Here is a 15,593-nt window from a genome sequence, read left to right on the forward strand (position 1 = left end):
ATTCACTTTTTTGTAACGGATTTTCCCGATGGATGCTAAACAGACGCGGCAGGGCGTTTTACTCGCCCTTGCCGCTTATTTTATTTGGGGTATCGCCCCGGCGTATTTCAAGCTTATCGCCTACGTTCCGGCCGATGAGATCCTGACTCACCGTGTTATCTGGTCATTCTTCTTTATGATTGCGCTGATGAGCCTCAGCCGTCAGTGGTCGGGCGTCAAAACGCTGCTGCAAACCCCGAAAAAGATTTTCCTGCTGGCGCTCTCCGCGGTGCTGATTGGCGGCAACTGGCTGCTGTTTATCTGGGCGGTGAATAACCATCACATGCTAGAAGCGAGCCTGGGGTACTTCATTAACCCGCTGGTGAATATCGTGCTGGGGATGATTTTCCTCGGTGAGCGCTTCCGCCGGATGCAGTGGGTGGCGGTGATTCTGGCCTTCTGCGGCGTACTGGTGCAGCTCTGGACCTTCGGCTCGCTGCCGATTATTGCCCTCGGTCTGGCGTTCAGCTTTGCATTCTACGGCCTGGTGCGTAAGAAGATTGCGGTGGAAGCGCAGACGGGGATGCTGTTTGAAACCCTGTGGCTGCTGCCCGTGGCGGCGATTTATCTCTTCGGCATCGCCGACAGCGCCACCAGCCATATGGGCAGCAACCCGTGGTCGCTGAACCTGATGCTGATGGCGGCGGGCGTGGTGACCACCATTCCACTGCTGTGCTTCACCGGTGCCGCGACGCGTCTGCGTCTCTCCACGCTGGGCTTCTTCCAGTACATTGGCCCGACGCTGATGTTCCTGTTGGCGGTGGTGTTCTACGGTGAGGTGCCGGGGGCGGATAAGATGGTGACGTTCGCCTTTATCTGGGTGGCGCTGGCAATCTTTGTTGCGGATGCGATTTATACCCAGCGCAGGGTGCGCAAAGGGTTGTGATGTTGCCCTCACCCTAACCCTCTCCCACTGGGAGAGGGAATTCGATCGTAGGGCGGGTTAGCGAAGCGCCACCCGCCAGATTTTTACAGCCAGTTCCGGCGCTTAAAGTACAGATACGGCGCCAGCCCCGCGAGGATCATGAAGATAATCGCCCCCGGGTAGCCAAAGCTCCACTTCAGCTCCGGCATAAACTCAAAGTTCATCCCGTAGCTGGACGCCACCAGCGTCGGCGGCAGGAACACCACGGACACCACCGAGAAGATCTTGATGATGCGGTTCTGCTCGATGTTGATAAAGCCCATCGCCGCCTGCATCAGGAAGTTCACCTTCTGGAACAGGGATTCGTTGTGCGGCAGCAGGGATTCGATATCGCGTAAGATCTCACGCGCCTGCTCCAGCTGACCGCCCGGCAGACGCGCCTTGCGCACCAGGAAGTTCAGCGCGCGCTGCGTATCCATCAGACACAAGCGCACCTTCCAGCCGATATCTTCCAGCTCCGCCAGCGTGGAGAGCGCTTCGTCGTACTCATCGCCCTGATGGCCTTCCATGATCACGCGGCTCAGCTTTTCCAGATCGCTGTAGATGTTTTCAATTTCGTCCGCCAGCTGTTCAATTTTGGTCTCGAACAGATCGAGCAGCAGCTCGTAAGCGTTACCGTCCACCATTGCCTGGCTGCGGGCGCGCATGCGGTAGAGACGGAATGCCGGCAGCTCGCGCTCGCGCAGGGTAAACAGACGGCCGTCGCGAATGGTAAACGCCACGGTGGAGTTACCCGCGTGGTCTTCCGCATCTTCAAAGAAGAAGAAGGAGTGAATATGCAGACCGTCTTCGTCTTCAAAAAAACGCGCGGATGCTTCGATGTCTTCCAGTTCCGGGCGGGTTGCCAGGCTTTGCCCCAGTTCAGATTGTACGCGAAGGCGTTCATCGTCGTCCGGCTCGACCAGATCCACCCATACGGCATCAATGAGGGGCTGTGACTCTTCGGCTTCAAGCCGAGTCAGTCGGTTATTTTCGAGTTGAAATGCGCTCAACATGACCGGGACTCCCAATGCAAAAAATATCGGACAGTTCGGTGGGCACACAGAAACAAATTGGGTTTCAGACCATTAAACAGCCTGACTCAGCGCGACGGGAATAATGCAGGTCGCTGACAACCACTAAGGCCATCAGCAAGAGGAGATAGCCTTAGGAGTTGTTCCTGGATGACAGGGAATTGAGCCAGTATCTACTGGGTGTGTCCAAGGCGAATGTCCTCTTAGCGTAATCGTGCGCGCATGTTACGCCAGCTATAACTGTGGCGTCAACACGCAACGGAACGCTGAAGGGCATTAATTGACCTTCGCTGTATAAGGCTAGCAGATTATTACAAAATAATGATATTTTTCTGAATGTTAGACTGTTTCCAGCTTCGCATAGGCCGCCACCAGCCATTTGATCCCCTGCCCCTGGAACGCCACCTGCAGGCGGCTGTGCTCGCCGCTGCCTTCCAGATTCACAATAGTGCCTTCGCCAAACTTCGAATGGCGCACGCGCTGGCCCAGCTTGTAGCCGGTGTCGGTTTCCGCAATCGGCGAGCCCATGCGCTGATGGCTGACCGGACGGCTGATGCTCGCCCGCAGACGCACCTCTTCCACGCACTCCTCCGGCAGTTCGCCGATAAAGCGCGACGGACGGTGATAAACCTCTTTGCCGTACAGACGGCGGGTTTCGGCGTAGGTTAGCGTCAGCTTTTGCATCGCGCGCGTCACGCCCACGTAGGCCAGACGACGCTCCTCTTCCAGACGTCCGCCTTCATCCAGCGACATCTGGCTCGGGAACATCCCCTCTTCCATCCCGACAATAAACACCTGCGGGAACTCCAGACCTTTGGCGGAGTGCAGGGTCATCAGCTGAACCGCATCCTGCCAGGTGTCCGCCTGCCCTTCACCCGCTTCCAGCGCGGCGTGGGAGAGGAACGCCTGCAGCGGCATCAGATCTTCGTCTTCTTCGTTGTAGCTGAACTGGCGCGTTGCCGTGACCAGTTCCTCTAAGTTCTCAATACGGGTCTGGCCCTTCTCGCCTTTCTCCTGCTCGTACATGGTTCGCAGGCCGGAGTCTTTAATCACCCGGTCGGTCTGCACGTGCAGCGGCATGTCGGCGGTTTCCTGCGCCAGAGCGTCAATCAGCTCAAGGAAGCGCTGTAATGCGCTGGCGGCACGTCCGGCGAGCGCTTTTTCCTGCAGCAGCTCGCGGCACGCCTGCCACAGCGTCAGCTGGCGATCGCGCGAGGCCTGACGCACAACGTCCAGCGTGCGGTCGCCAATCCCGCGGGTCGGCGTATTGACCACGCGTTCAAACGCCGCGTCGTCGTTGCGGTTCGCAATGAGGCGCAGATACGACAGCGCATCTTTGATTTCCTGGCGCTCGAAGAAGCGCATGCCGCCATAAATGCGGTACGGCATGCTCACCTGCAGCAGCGCCTCTTCCAGCACGCGCGACTGGGCGTTGCTGCGGTAGAGAATGGCGCACTGCTCCAGCGCGCCGCCGTTGTCCTGCCAGGTTTTGATGCGGTTCACCACGAAGCGGGCTTCGTCGAGCTCGTTGAAGGCGCAGTAAATCGAAATCGGTTCGCCGTCGACGCCATCGGTCCACAGCTTTTTACCCAGACGCCCGTTGTTGTTCTCAATGAGGGCGTTGGCCGCGCTCAGGATGTTGCTGGTTGAACGGTAGTTCTGCTCCAGACGGATGGTTTCCGCGCCGGGGAAATCGTTGAGGAAGCGCTGGATATTCTCCACCTGCGCCCCGCGCCAGCCGTAGATCGACTGGTCATCGTCGCCCACGATCATCACCTTGCCGGTATCACCGGCCAGCAGGCGGATCCACGCGTACTGGATGTTGTTGGTATCCTGGAATTCGTCCACCAGGATATTGGTGAAGCGTTCGCGGTAGTGCTGCAGGATGTGCGGCTTGTTGAGCCACAGCTCGTGGGCGCGCAGCAGCAGCTCGGCGAAATCCACCAGGCCGGCGCGATCGCACGCTTCCTGATAGGCCTTGTAGACGTTCTGCCAGGTCTGCTCGACCGGGTTGCCGAAGCTCTGAATGTGGTGCGGGCGCAGCCCTTCGTCCTTCTGGCCGTTGATGTACCACATTGCCTGACGCGGCGGCCACTGCTTCTCGTCGAGGTTCATCGCCTTGATCAGGCGCTTCAGCAAGCGGAGCTGGTCTTCGCTGTCGAGGATCTGGAAATCCTGCGGCAGGTTGGCGTCCATATGGTGCGCGCGCAGCAGGCGGTGCGCCAGGCCGTGGAAGGTGCCAACCCACATGCCGCCCTGGCTGGTGCCCATCAGCTGAGCGATACGGTGGCGCATCTCTGCCGCCGCCTTGTTGGTAAACGTCACCGCCATGATGGAGTACGGGGAGCAGTTCTCCACGCTCTGCAGCCAGGCGATACGGTGAACCAGCACGCGCGTCTTACCACTGCCCGCCCCAGCCAGCACCAGCATGTTGGTGCGCGAGGCGGCAACCGCATCACGCTGTTTGTCATTAAGGCTGTCGAGCAGGTAAGAAACGTCCATTGGCACCGTCACATAGTATTCAGGAACACAGCAAAGCGCCCGGTGGCGCTTCGCTTACCGGGCCTACAACTGCAAACCCCTGGTAATTTATACAATATTACTGGTGATTATATCAGCGTCGTGAGGGATGCCAACCGTGAAATTTCCACGTGCGGCAGAAGACGGCTGTCGGTTGCGGTCATCAGCTCCGCATTTTCCGGCTTGATCCAGCAGGCCTGCATCCCGCAGCGAATAGCACCGGCCACGTCTGTGGTCAGGTCATCCCCCACGTGCAGAATGTTACCCAGCGGCAGGTTAAGCTTATCCGCCGCCAGATGGTACATATCATTAAACGGCTTCGCGCGCCCGTGCGGGCCCGCGCGCAGCACAAATTCAAAGTAATCGCTGAGGCCAAACAGCTCGGGCTGGGCATTGCCGTTGGTGATGGCCACCAGCGGCCACTTTTCGGCAAGCTTCGCCAGCGTGTCGTGGGTCTCCTGCGGCACGTCGATACGGCTGCGCCATTTGGCAAAGTTTTCCATGGCCGCTTCGGCACCGATGGCCGCGTCCTGCGCGCTCAGGCCAGCATTGAGCATCGCCTGCTCGACCGCACGACGACGCCATTCGGTCACGTCGTGGTAAATGTCCGGCTCGGTTTCCCGCAGGGACTGACGGAGCTTCTGAAAGTCCTTGTTCTGTATCGCTTTCAGCGCGGGGTGGTAGTTCTGCACAAACGCCAGCGACTCCTGCTCGGTACGCAGGATCACCTCGCGGTTGTCATAAAGGGTGTCATCAAGGTCAAACGTCAGAGCTGAGATCTGACCGAGTGGGCGGTAAAAACGCATTATTTCCCCCGTTTGGCGCGTGGATGCGCCGCGTCATACACCGAGGCAAGGTGTTGGAAGTCTAAGTGGGTATAAATTTGTGTGGTCGACAGGTTCGCGTGGCCAAGCAGTTCCTGCACGCCGCGCAGATCGCCGCTCGACTCAAGCATGTGTGTCGCAAAGGAGTGGCGCAGCTTGTGCGGGTGAACGTGGCTGTTCAGCCCCTGCTTAATGCCCCACTCCGCAAAGCGCTTCTGGACGTTACGCGCCGAGATCCGTTTGCCGAGCTTCGACAGGAACAGCGCATCCTCTTCGCTGCCAAACAGCCCGCGCAGGTCAAGCCAGTGCTCAATCCAGGAAACCGCATTGCGGCCAATCGGCAGGCGGCGCTCTTTGCTGCCCTTGCCCATCACCCACACTTCACCGGATTCCAGATCGAGGTGTTTGATATCAAGATTAACCAGCTCGGACAGACGCAGCCCGGCACCGTACATCACCTCCAGCATCGCGCGGTCGCGCACGGCGAGCGGATCGTTAAGGTCGATATCCAGCAGGCGGTTTACGTCGTCGACGTCGATATTTTTAGGCAGATGGCGCGGCGCTTTCGGCGTGGCGATCCCCTTTGCCGGGTTGGCTTTTAAGCCCCCCTGGCTGACCAGCCAGTCGAAGAAACTGCGCAGCGCTGAGAGCCTGAGCGCCAGGCTCGCCGGGCTGAGATTTTTTTTACGGCTACGCACGACGAACCCGCGTACCGTCGCAGCGTCACATTGTTGCCAGCTTTTCAGGCCGATGTCGTCGGCGATCTGCATGATGGCATCAAGCTGACGCTGGTAGTTGAGCAGGGTAATGGGGCTAAGCTGACGCTCCACGCCCAGATAGCGCAGAAAGCGCGAGACGTCAGTGGCGAGCAGTCCGTCCATCATACGCGCTCAATCCAGCGCTCCAGCAGCTCGGGCAGCATCAGGGCGATCTCCTGCAGCAGGTGCGTGGCTTGCCCCTGCTCATAGTGATGCGCATCGCGGCTGGTAAATAACATGACTCCCAGATCGCCATCGCGCCCCATCAGCGACATCGCCACCGAGCCAATCGCTTTGGCTTCCGGTAACACCACCAGTAGCTCAGGCCCGTTCAGCGGCCCCAGATAGTGGTGCTCATGGCCCAGACGCTGAATGCGCAGCGGTTCAAACGCCTGACGGCTGAGCGCCAGATGGGTGAACCCCGACGGTGCGCCAATGCGCCAGCGGTCAGGGAAAAGGCGAATCGTTGCGCCCGCCAGCCCCAGCTCGCGAGCCCAGCGGTGGAAGCGGCTGAGGAACTCGTCAAGACTGTGCGCCGACGCCAGACGCGCCTGCAGATGCAGCAGACGATAGAACAGGCTTTCGTTGGTGCTGGCCTGCTCCATCAGCAGCGTCATGTTCTCTTCTAGCTGATTGATGTGGTTGCGCGAGCGCGCCATGTGCCATTCGACCAGCGACACGGTCCCGCGAACCGGATGCGGCACGCGCATCTCTTCGACGACGCGTGCATTACGAATAAAAAACTCAGGATTGCGCAGCAGATAATCAACAACAGCTCTGTCGTCCAGTTCCGTCACTGTTTCCTGCAGTTCTTCCCCTGGTTGTTTCATAGATGGATAAACCCGTCATAGACATGTGCCGCCGGGCCAGTCATATAAAGTGGATGACCCGGTCCTTTCCAGGCGATATCAAGCCGACCGCCCGGTAATTCCACGCGAACCTCTTCAGCCAGTAACCCCTGGGAGATGCCCACGGCCACCGCTGCACAGGCACCGCTTCCGCAGGCCTGAGTCTCGCCCGCGCCGCGCTCGTAAACCCGCAGGCGAATGTGCTCGCGCTTCACCACCTGCATAAAGCCGATGTTCGCGCGCTCCGGGAAACGTTCATGGCTTTCCAGCACCGGGCCGAGCGTTTCGACCGCGGCGGTTTCCACATCATCAACCTGAATCACGCAGTGTGGGTTACCCATTGAGACGACGCCGCACAATACTGTCTGCTCGGCCGCACGCATAATATAGGTCTTTTCCGCTTTGTTTGCGCGAAACGGCACGACGGAGGGCTCGAAGTTAGGCTCGCCCATGTTCACGCGCACCAGCTCATCATCGGTGACGCTGAGCACCATGCGGCCATTGGCCGTGCTGACGCGAATATCACGCTTGTTGGTCAGCCCTTTCAGGCGGACAAAGCGGGCAAAACAGCGCGCGCCGTTGCCGCACTGGTTAACTTCGCTGCCGTCCGCGTTAAAAATACGGTAGTGGAAATCGAGGTCGGGATCGTACGGTGGCTCGACCACCAGCAGCTGATCGAACCCCACGCCCAGATGCCGATCCGCCAGGCGACGGATCAGTTCCGGGGAGAAAAACACATTCTGCGTTACCGCGTCGACGACCATAAAATCATTGCCAAGGCCATGCATTTTAGAGAACTGCATCATTTGCTCCATTGCGCGGGTACAGAACGTTGTCGTCAGAGATTAACCTGAGTCGGGCCACCGTTGTCGCCACGATCGTTAGTATTTGGCGTGGTGGACTCAATGCCGCTTTGCACGGGTTTCGTCGGCGGCGGCGCGGTTTTATCCGCAGGTGGGAAGTACAGTGGTCCCTTCAGTCCGCAGCCAGTCAGGCTAAACAGCGTGATGAGAACGGCAAGCGTTCGGAAAGCGTTTTTCATTATAAAGTTGCCCGTAAGTTCAAATCTGTTTCTATCATCGCAGGAGAAGACACAAAAGCAAGAGTTTGCCGCTTTCCTGCAACGGGAATTATTTAGGGTTATACTGCCGGCATCACGAAAAACAGGAACAAAACCATGAACGACAGTGAATTCCATCGCCTTGCCGACAACCTGTGGATGACCATCGAAGAGCGTCTTGACGACTGGGATGGCGACAGCGATATCGATTGTGAAATCAACGGCGGCATTCTGACCCTGAGCTTCGAAAATGGCAGCAAAATTATTATTAACCGCCAGGAGCCGCTTCACCAGGTGTGGCTGGCCGCGAAACAGGGCGGCTATCATTTCGATCTGAAGGACGGGGAATGGGTTTGCGACCGTAGCGGCGTACCGTTCTGGGATCTGCTGGAACAGGCGGCGACCGCGCAGGCGGGTGAGGCTGTGAGTTTCAGGTAGTTTTGTTGCCGGGTGGCGCTGCGCTTACCCGGCCTACGGGTTCGAGCTGTTGTAGGCCCGGTAAGGCGTAGCCGCCACCGGGCGAGCGAAAAGGCTCAGGAGAAATACTGCTGCAACAGCGGCGCGGTGTCCTGATTGGCAGGCGCGGCAGGCGTTACGGCCTGGGTACGGAACGGGATCACCTGCGTACGTCCGTCGACGTTCACAATCTGGTAGAACTGCGGCAGGTTAAAGTTGATAAAGCTTGAGCCGTAGGTGAAACGGTCATGCGAAGAGGAGTAGAAGCGGCTGACGTCGCGCACCAGCTCCTCTTTACTGCCTTCACAGTGGTGATACACCTCGGCGCGGTTGGTTTCATCCAGAATGTAGATGTTGAACCCGGCATCGTCGCCCGACTCTTCAAAGAAGAACTGAATAATCCCTTCGCTGGCGAATCCGTCCACCACCTGCGGCAGCTTAACGTGGTTGGTTTCCACCTGCACCGACAGGCCATGCAGCTTGTTGTGTGAAATCGCGCCGTAGAACTCGATGGCGTTTTCCAGCTTCTGTACCGACACGTTCAGGCGTTCGAAGAACAGGCCCCAGGTCTGACCGGAAACGCGCAGCGCTTTAAAGCGTCCGGTTTCCTGACGGGTGCTGGACAGACGCAGTTCGATACACTCAGAAACCAGCTGCTGCACGCGGGTACGAATTAAACCGCGCAGGTGCTGGCTGTAGCAGAACACCTCAACGCTGTCCGGCGGTGCGGCATCCTGGTGCATCTTGCCGAGAATCGTTTTCAGCGCTTCGATCATCGCCTGCTCGCCGTTGAAATGCAGGGTACGCACTTCGTTCCACGAGTTGCGGTACAGCAGATCCACGCTGCCCACCAGACAGTTTTGCTGCTCGCCAAAGCTGAAGACGTCCAGCTTGCGGAAGTCAAAGTGAACCACCTGATTGCGGAAGGCCGCCGTCGGGTCGTATTCCAGGTTGACGATAATCGCCAGATGGCGAATTTCGCACGGGCTGTAGAGCGCTTTCGGCGTTGGGGCAGGCAGACGCAGCGGGAAGTGGTGCGACACATCCGCGACCATCTCCTGCAGCTTAGCGAGATCTACCACCTCGTTACCTTTGATAAACAGGCGCGTGCGCGAGGTCAGCAGGCCGTTAAACCAGGCCCAGGCCACCAGCTTGTTCAGGTAGCGGTTATACTCCAGCGGCTGATGGCTGATGATTGAGTCCATGCTTGGCGCACGGTTATACAGATACCACCCGGTGCGGTTTGCGCGGCCCGGCGGCACGTAGATAAAGGTCAGGTTCGGTTCTGACAGGTCTGGCGAAATCTGCGGGTTAACCAGGGTGACTTTGCCCGGCAGCGCTTCAAACGCGGCGTACAGCTTACGGGTCAATACCCCGATGTCCTGCGGGCTGGCGGAAACGCTGAGGTTGTTACGGCGCGCAAAGCGGATCAGGTTACGGTAGCTTTGCATCATCGCATCGAGCAGTTCGTTGTGCGCTTCACGCACCTGATCGATTTTCCAGTTGGCCCGGTTGTCGAGCATGGACAGACGTGCTTCGTCCCATCCCCACTCTTTCACTAGCTGACTGACCACTTCACGACGCCAGCCCACGCAGGCGCGCTCGCGGCTCAATTTCTCACAGACTTTGAGATAGAAACATCGACGCACCAGGTCAAGACGCGTGGTGTCATCAATAGCTTTCAGGTATTCGGTCACGCGCTCCAGCATCATGCAGTAGGCGTCCAGCCCGAAGGAGACGATCTCCCCGTCGTGCAGACGCTGCTTGATATCTTTCGCCAGCAGGCGCGGCGTAGGGTATTCCCAGGAATAGGCTTCCAGCAGCAGCGTTTTCAGCACCGCTTTGTACGGTGAGTCGATACTCTTATAGAGCTGCCAGAGGCTTGCGCCAAAGTACTCTTCGGCTGACAGAGAGCTGAGGCCGCCAAGATCCAGCCATTCGTTTGGCGTCAGTACGCCCTGCGCGTAAAGCGACATGACGTAGTCATCGTAATGCTCTTCTTCTTCGCACGGGACCATATTCCACAGAATACGCTTCCCGGCCAGACGCACGGCAGTACGGTAAAATTCATCCAGCAGTAAGATGTGCTGAGTCGAGCCGCAGTCCTCACCACCCAGACTGCCGCTTTCGTTATGGCGGAAACGGTTTTCATCAATCAGGAAGAAGCTTACTTCCACGCCGAGCGAGGCCGCCCAGCTCTCCAGCAGGCTGCACTTGCGCTGCAGCAGCTGACGCTCGTCGTTATCGAGCCAGGACTGATGGCAGACCCAGATGTCCAGGTCCGAAGAACAGCTTTGCCCTACCGATGAGGTGCTCCCCATAGAGTAAACGCCGGTAATCGGCAGTTCACCTTTTGGAGACTCCTGTGGCGGCATGCCGCGGTAGAGTTCCAGCTCGTTCAGGTAATGCTGTTGGGTTTCATCAGGCGTGAAAAGGCAAATGCCCTGGGGAACGTTACCGTCAAGGTAGCCAGGCATCAGCGGATGGTGATAGTGCAATAATGTCGGCAGCAGACTGTATACCTGCTGGAAAGCAGGGCCCATGGCAGCAAGCGCGCGATCCACACGCAGTTGATTAATGGCATCCAGTCTCTGTTTCAGAGTCTCAATATAGAGGTACAAGACGTATCGCCTGATGTTTCCGGGTGTCGCAAGCTATTCAAAACACGAATAACAGCGGACCCGCAGTATTTCAAAAAGATAACCGTTACCCTTTTTCGCCCTTATCATTTTTGGCGGTAGCGACGAAAAAATGGTCTAAAACGTGATCAATTTAACACCTTGCCGGTTGACCGTAAAGAAAGATGCGCTACATACAAGTGTAGCACCGTTCTGTACGTGTAAATTCCTGAATACGGCTATGGCTGACGAATACGCCGCCTTGTCCCTCTCACGCTTCATCAACCGTAAAACTGCCATCCCAGAGTCAACAATGTTAGGATGGTTAGCGATTGATAATGACGGTAACAAGCATGTTAGACAATGTTTTGAGAATTGCCACACGCCAAAGCCCCCTCGCGCTCTGGCAGGCACATTATGTGAAGCAGCGCCTTGAAGCCTGCCACAGTGGATTGCGCGTCGAGCTGGTGCCGATGGTCACGCGCGGTGACGTGATCCTCGATACGCCCCTGGCGAAAGTGGGCGGCAAAGGCCTGTTTGTCAAAGAACTGGAACTGGCATTGCTTGAGAACCGCGCCGATATCGCCGTACATTCAATGAAAGACGTGCCCGTCGAGTTCCCGGAAGGGCTGGGGCTGGTGACCATCTGCGAGCGCGAAGATCCGCGCGATGCGTTTGTCTCTAACCACTATGACTCCCTCGACGCGCTGCCGGAGGGTAGCGTGGTTGGCACGTCCAGTTTACGCCGTCAGTGTCAGCTGGCAGAGCGCCGTCCTGACCTGATCATTCGCTCGCTGCGCGGTAACGTCGGCACGCGTCTGGGCAAGCTGGATAACGGCGATTACGATGCCATTATCCTCGCCGTTGCCGGCCTCAAGCGTCTGGGGCTGGAGTCGCGCATTCGCGTGGCGTTGCCGCCAGAGCTGTCGCTTCCGGCCGTGGGCCAGGGTGCCGTCGGCATCGAGTGCCGTCTGGACGATGCGCGTACCCGCGAACTGCTCGCACCGCTGAACCATGACGAGACCGCTATCCGCGTAAAAGCCGAGCGTGCGATGAATACCCGCCTCGAAGGAGGATGTCAGGTACCGATTGGCAGCTATGCTGAATTAACAGAAGGTGAGCTGTGGCTGCGCGCGCTGGTAGGCGCTCCGGACGGTTCCCAGATGGTACGCGGCGAACGTCGCGGTAAAGCGCAAGATGCCGAGGAGCTTGGCGTGTCGCTGGCGGAAGAGCTGCTGGATAACGGCGCCCGCGAGATTCTGGCTGACGTTTATAATGGAGAGCCCCCTGCATGAGTATTCTTGTCACCCGCCCTTCTCCCGCAGGAGAGCAGTTAGTGAGCCGTCTGCGCACACTGGGGCAGGTGGCCTGGAGTTTTCCGCTCATTGAATTCTCCCCCGGTCGGGAGCTCTCCGCGCTCGCCGACCAGATGAATACCCTTCAGGAAGGCGACCTGCTGTTTGCGCTGTCGCAACATGCCGTGGAATTTGCCCACGCGCAGCTGCAACAGCAGGGGTTGGCCTGGCCACTTGCCCCCCGCTATTTCGCGATTGGCCGCACAACGGCACTGGCGCTGCATACCGTAAGCAGCGCGGACGTTCGTTACCCGTTAGATCGGAAAATCAGCGAAGTCTTGCTACAATTACCTGAATTACAAACTATTGCCGGAAAGCGTGCGCTCATTTTGCGCGGCAACGGTGGCCGCGAACTGCTGGGCGAAACGCTGCGTGAACGTGGTGCAGACGTGACGTTCATTGAGTGCTATCAGCGCTGTGCAAAACACTACGATGGCGCGGAAGAGGCGATGCGCTGGCACGCGCGCGGCATTAATACGCTGGTGGTCACCAGCGGTGAAATGTTACAACAGCTTTGGTCGCTGATACCGCTTTGGTATCGCGAAAACTGGTTACTCCGCTGTCGGCTTCTGGTCGTCAGTGAGCGTCTGGCGAACCAGGCCCGGGAACTGGGCTGGCAGGATATTCGGATCGCTGATAACGCCGACAACGATGCGCTGCTGCGCGCATTACAATAACTCTCAAATGGGAAGCCATAATGACGGAACACGACAAATCCTCCGCCGTGGTTGAAGAGACCAGGGAGACTGTGGAGACGACGCCACAGCCAGAGACGACTGAGAAAACCGCTGAGAAGAAAAACGGCAGCAACAAAACGAGCCTCGCGCTGAGCGCGATTGCCATTGCCATTGCGCTGGCAGCAGGGGTTGGCCTGTACGGCCTGGTGAAGCAACAGGGTGCGAATCAGACGTCCACCAGCGATGCGCTGGTGAATCAGCTCACTGCCCTGCAAAAAGCGCAGGAGACGCAGAAAACCGAGCTGGAAACGGTGATTAAGCAGCAGGCCGCCGCGCTTGCCGAGGCGAACAGCAAACAGGAAGAGCTGGCTAAACAGCTGGGCGACGTGCAGCAGAAAGTCGCCACGATTTCCGGTACCGATGCCAAAACCTGGCTGCTCTCGCAGGCTGACTTCCTGGTGAAGCTCGCCGGACGTAAGCTCTGGAGCGATCAGGACGTCACCACTGCCGCCGCGCTGCTGAAAAGCGCCGATGCGAGCCTGGCAGACATGAACGACCCGAGCCTTATCACCGCGCGTCGCGCGATCACCGAGGACATCGCCAGCCTCTCCGCCGTCTCGCAGGTGGATTACGACGGCATTATCCTCAAGGTGAACCAGCTGTCGAATCAGATTGATAACCTGCAGCTGGCGGATAATAACGACGACGACTCCCCGATGGATTCCGACGGTACCGAGCTTTCCAGCTCCCTGAGCGAATGGCGCATAAACCTGCAGAAAAGCTGGCAGAACTTTATGGACAGCTTCATCACTATCCGCCGTCGCGACGAAACCGCCGTGCCGCTGCTGGCGCCGAACCAGGATATCTATCTGCGCGAAAACATTCGTTCCCGCCTGCTGGTAGCGGCTCAGGCCGTGCCGCGTCATCAGGAAGAGACGTACAAACAGGCGCTGGATAACGTCTCTACGTGGGTACGCGCCTACTACAACACCGATGATGCGACGACCACCGCCTTCCTCGAAGACATTGATAAGCTGAGCCAGCAGAACATCACCATGAACGTGCCGGATAAGCTGGCCAGCCAGCCGATTCTGGAGAAACTGATGCAGACGCGCGTACGTAACCTGCTGGCGCAGCCGGGCGTACCGGCAGAGCCGTCGGGCGGAGCGGCACCTGCTCCGGCTCCGGCGCCTGAAAGCGCACCGCAAGGAGAGTAATGATGCTTAAAGTCCTCTTACTCTTCATCCTGCTGATCGCCGGGATCGTGCTGGGACCTATGCTTGCGGGCCATCAGGGTTACGTCCTGATCCAGACGGATAACTACAACATTGAAACCAGCGTAACCGGCCTGACGATCATTCTGATCCTCGGCGTGGTAGTGCTGTTTGCGATCGAGTGGATCCTGCGCCGCATTTTCCGCACCGGTGCCCACACGCGCGGCTGGTTCGTTGGCCGCAAACGCCGCCGCGCCCGTAAGCAGACCGAACAGGCGCTGCTTAAGCTTGCCGAGGGTGACTATCAGCAGGTTGAAAAGCTGATGTCGAAAAACGCCGACCATGCCGAACAGCCGGTGGTGAATTATCTGCTCGCTGCCGAAGCGGCGCAGCAGCGCGGTGACGAAGCCCGCGCCAATCAGCATCTGGAGCGGGCGGCTGAGCTGGCTCATGGCGACCCGATTCCTGTAGAAATCACGCGCGTTCGTCTGCAGCTGGCGCGCAATGAAAATCACGCGGCTCGCCACGGTATCGATCGCCTGCTGGAAGTTGCGCCACGTCATCCGGAAGTGCTGCGTCTTGCCGAGCAGGCGTATATTCGTACCGGCGCCTGGGGTTCGCTGCTGGACATCATTCCGTCGATGGCGAAGGCCGAGGTGGGCGACGATGAACATCGTGATGAGCTTCAGCGTCTGGCATGGATTGGCCTGATGGATCAGGCGCGCGCCGACCTGGGCAGCGACGGTCTGAAAACGTGGTGGAAGAATCAGAGCCGTAAGACGCGCCAGCAGGTTCCTCTGCAGGTCGCCATGGCGGAACATCTTATTGAATGTGACGATCATGACACGGCTCAGGAGATCCTCCTCGACGGCCTGAAGCGCCAGTATGACGATCGTCTGGTGATGGTGATCCCGCGCCTGAAAACCAATAATCCTGAGCAAATCGAAAAAGTGCTGCGTCAGCAGATTAAAACCGTCGGTGACCGCCCGCTGCTGTGGAGCACGCTCGGTCAGTCGCTGATGAAGCACGGAGAATGGCAGGAGGCGAGCCTCGCCTTCCGCGCGGCGCTGAAGCAGCGTCCGGACGCGTTTGACTACGCGTGGCTTGCCGATACGCTGGACAAGCAGCACAAGCCGGAAGAGGCAGCCGCCATGCGGCGTGACGGATTGCTGCTAACGCTGCAAAATAACGGTACGCAGCAGTAAATAAAAAGGAGGCCTGATGGCCTCCTTTTTTTATCGCCTTTCTCCTGCTACATTCTTTACACCCACATCCGCAAACGAACC

General features: G+C 58.3%; 15 protein-coding genes. 6 read left to right on the forward strand and 9 right to left on the reverse strand.

Annotated features, from left to right (window positions below):
- Positions 1-28 precede the first annotated feature (28 nt).
- On the forward strand, positions 29-925 hold the full coding sequence (gene rarD, locus FOY96_RS21235; RefSeq protein WP_023309622.1) for an EamA family transporter RarD: 897 nt from the start codon (positions 29-31) through the stop codon (positions 923-925).
- Between the two features lie 83 nt (positions 926-1,008).
- Here rarD and corA read toward each other — a convergent pair whose 3' ends face one another.
- From corA to lptM, 8 genes are all read right to left on the reverse strand, one after another.
- Positions 1,009-1,959, reverse strand: coding sequence for a magnesium/cobalt transporter CorA (corA, locus tag FOY96_RS21240; protein ID WP_008501540.1), 951 nt, complete (start codon positions 1,957-1,959; stop codon positions 1,009-1,011).
- A gap of 151 nt (positions 1,960-2,110) precedes the next feature.
- Entirely contained in the window at positions 2,111-2,167 is a 57-nt protein-coding gene (ysgD, locus tag FOY96_RS23185) for a YsgD/CorL family protein (RefSeq protein ID WP_212743980.1), read from the reverse strand.
- 149 nt (positions 2,168-2,316) lie between these two features.
- Positions 2,317-4,479 (reverse strand): DNA helicase II, encoded by a 2,163-nt coding sequence (uvrD, locus tag FOY96_RS21245; protein WP_033146899.1) that lies wholly within the window; start codon positions 4,477-4,479, stop codon positions 2,317-2,319.
- Between the two features lie 107 nt (positions 4,480-4,586).
- The gene (yigB, locus tag FOY96_RS21250) at positions 4,587-5,303 is read right to left on the reverse strand and encodes a 5-amino-6-(5-phospho-D-ribitylamino)uracil phosphatase YigB (RefSeq protein WP_033146900.1); all 717 of its coding nucleotides are present in this window, start codon (positions 5,301-5,303) and stop codon (positions 4,587-4,589) included.
- The gene (gene xerC, locus FOY96_RS21255; protein WP_064673086.1) at positions 5,303-6,205 is read right to left on the reverse strand and encodes a tyrosine recombinase XerC; all 903 of its coding nucleotides are present in this window, start codon (positions 6,203-6,205) and stop codon (positions 5,303-5,305) included. Before xerC ends, yigB begins: the two co-directional genes overlap by 1 nt.
- Positions 6,202-6,909 (reverse strand): DUF484 domain-containing protein, encoded by a 708-nt coding sequence (locus tag FOY96_RS21260; protein WP_023309626.1) that lies wholly within the window; start codon positions 6,907-6,909, stop codon positions 6,202-6,204. Before FOY96_RS21260 ends, xerC begins: the two co-directional genes overlap by 4 nt.
- Positions 6,906-7,730, reverse strand: coding sequence for a diaminopimelate epimerase (gene dapF, locus FOY96_RS21265; RefSeq protein ID WP_008501545.1), 825 nt, complete (start codon positions 7,728-7,730; stop codon positions 6,906-6,908). The genes FOY96_RS21260 and dapF overlap by 4 nt, the downstream gene beginning before the upstream one ends.
- A 35-nt stretch (positions 7,731-7,765) precedes the next feature.
- Positions 7,766-7,969 (reverse strand): LPS translocon maturation chaperone LptM, encoded by a 204-nt coding sequence (gene lptM, locus FOY96_RS21270; protein ID WP_014885650.1) that lies wholly within the window; start codon positions 7,967-7,969, stop codon positions 7,766-7,768.
- 135 nt (positions 7,970-8,104) lie between these two features.
- Between lptM and cyaY the strand changes: the two genes are divergently transcribed.
- Positions 8,105-8,425, forward strand: a complete 321-nt coding sequence (gene cyaY / locus FOY96_RS21275) for an iron donor protein CyaY (RefSeq protein ID WP_023333807.1) — start codon at positions 8,105-8,107, stop codon at positions 8,423-8,425.
- Between the two features lie 95 nt (positions 8,426-8,520).
- On the opposite strand, the gene cyaA is transcribed toward cyaY, so the two are convergent.
- Complete coding sequence (gene cyaA, locus FOY96_RS21280; RefSeq protein WP_023309629.1) at positions 8,521-11,064, reverse strand: class I adenylate cyclase; 2,544 nt, start codon at positions 11,062-11,064, stop codon at positions 8,521-8,523.
- A gap of 350 nt (positions 11,065-11,414) precedes the next feature.
- Here cyaA and hemC point away from each other — a divergent pair, with 350 nt between their 5' ends.
- The 4 genes from hemC to hemY are packed head-to-tail and all read left to right on the forward strand — an operon-like array spanning position 11,415 to position 15,512.
- Positions 11,415-12,356: a hydroxymethylbilane synthase gene (gene hemC, locus FOY96_RS21285; RefSeq protein WP_143347698.1), complete on the forward strand. Its 942-nt coding sequence runs from the start codon at positions 11,415-11,417 to the stop codon at positions 12,354-12,356.
- Entirely contained in the window at positions 12,353-13,093 is a 741-nt protein-coding gene (hemD, locus tag FOY96_RS21290; protein WP_143347699.1) for a uroporphyrinogen-III synthase, read from the forward strand. The genes hemC and hemD overlap by 4 nt, the downstream gene beginning before the upstream one ends.
- 20 nt (positions 13,094-13,113) lie before the next feature.
- On the forward strand, positions 13,114-14,310 hold the full coding sequence (gene hemX, locus FOY96_RS21295; protein ID WP_045357194.1) for a uroporphyrinogen-III C-methyltransferase: 1,197 nt from the start codon (positions 13,114-13,116) through the stop codon (positions 14,308-14,310).
- 2 nt (positions 14,311-14,312) lie between these two features.
- Positions 14,313-15,512, forward strand: coding sequence for a protoheme IX biogenesis protein HemY (gene hemY, locus FOY96_RS21300; RefSeq protein WP_008501551.1), 1,200 nt, complete (start codon positions 14,313-14,315; stop codon positions 15,510-15,512).
- The last annotated feature ends 81 nt before the right edge of the window (positions 15,513-15,593 follow it).

The sequence above is a fragment of the Enterobacter asburiae genome (assembly GCF_007035645.1).
GTDB classification, from domain to species: Bacteria; Pseudomonadota; Gammaproteobacteria; order Enterobacterales; family Enterobacteriaceae; genus Enterobacter; species Enterobacter asburiae_B.

Bases quoted from the DNA above. Each gene is read 5' to 3' on its own strand.
- lptM (WP_014885650.1), bottom strand. From the start codon at position 7,969: ATGAAAAACGCTTTCCGAACGCTTGCCGTTCTCATCACGCTGTTTAGC.
- hemD (WP_143347699.1), top strand. From the start codon at position 12,353: ATGAGTATTCTTGTCACCCGCCCTTCTCCCGCAGGAGAGCAGTTAGTG.
- dapF (WP_008501545.1), bottom strand. From the start codon at position 7,730: ATGCAGTTCTCTAAAATGCATGGCCTTGGCAATGATTTTATGGTCGTC.
- corA (WP_008501540.1), bottom strand. From the start codon at position 1,959: ATGTTGAGCGCATTTCAACTCGAAAATAACCGACTGACTCGGCTTGAA.
- yigB (WP_033146900.1), bottom strand. From the start codon at position 5,303: ATGCGTTTTTACCGCCCACTCGGTCAGATCTCAGCTCTGACGTTTGAC.
- hemY (WP_008501551.1), top strand. From the start codon at position 14,313: ATGCTTAAAGTCCTCTTACTCTTCATCCTGCTGATCGCCGGGATCGTG.
- FOY96_RS21260 (WP_023309626.1), bottom strand. From the start codon at position 6,909: ATGAAACAACCAGGGGAAGAACTGCAGGAAACAGTGACGGAACTGGAC.
- uvrD (WP_033146899.1), bottom strand. From the start codon at position 4,479: ATGGACGTTTCTTACCTGCTCGACAGCCTTAATGACAAACAGCGTGAT.
- cyaY (WP_023333807.1), top strand. From the start codon at position 8,105: ATGAACGACAGTGAATTCCATCGCCTTGCCGACAACCTGTGGATGACC.
- rarD (WP_023309622.1), top strand. From the start codon at position 29: ATGGATGCTAAACAGACGCGGCAGGGCGTTTTACTCGCCCTTGCCGCT.
- xerC (WP_064673086.1), bottom strand. From the start codon at position 6,205: ATGATGGACGGACTGCTCGCCACTGACGTCTCGCGCTTTCTGCGCTAT.
- hemC (WP_143347698.1), top strand. From the start codon at position 11,415: ATGTTAGACAATGTTTTGAGAATTGCCACACGCCAAAGCCCCCTCGCG.
- hemX (WP_045357194.1), top strand. From the start codon at position 13,114: ATGACGGAACACGACAAATCCTCCGCCGTGGTTGAAGAGACCAGGGAG.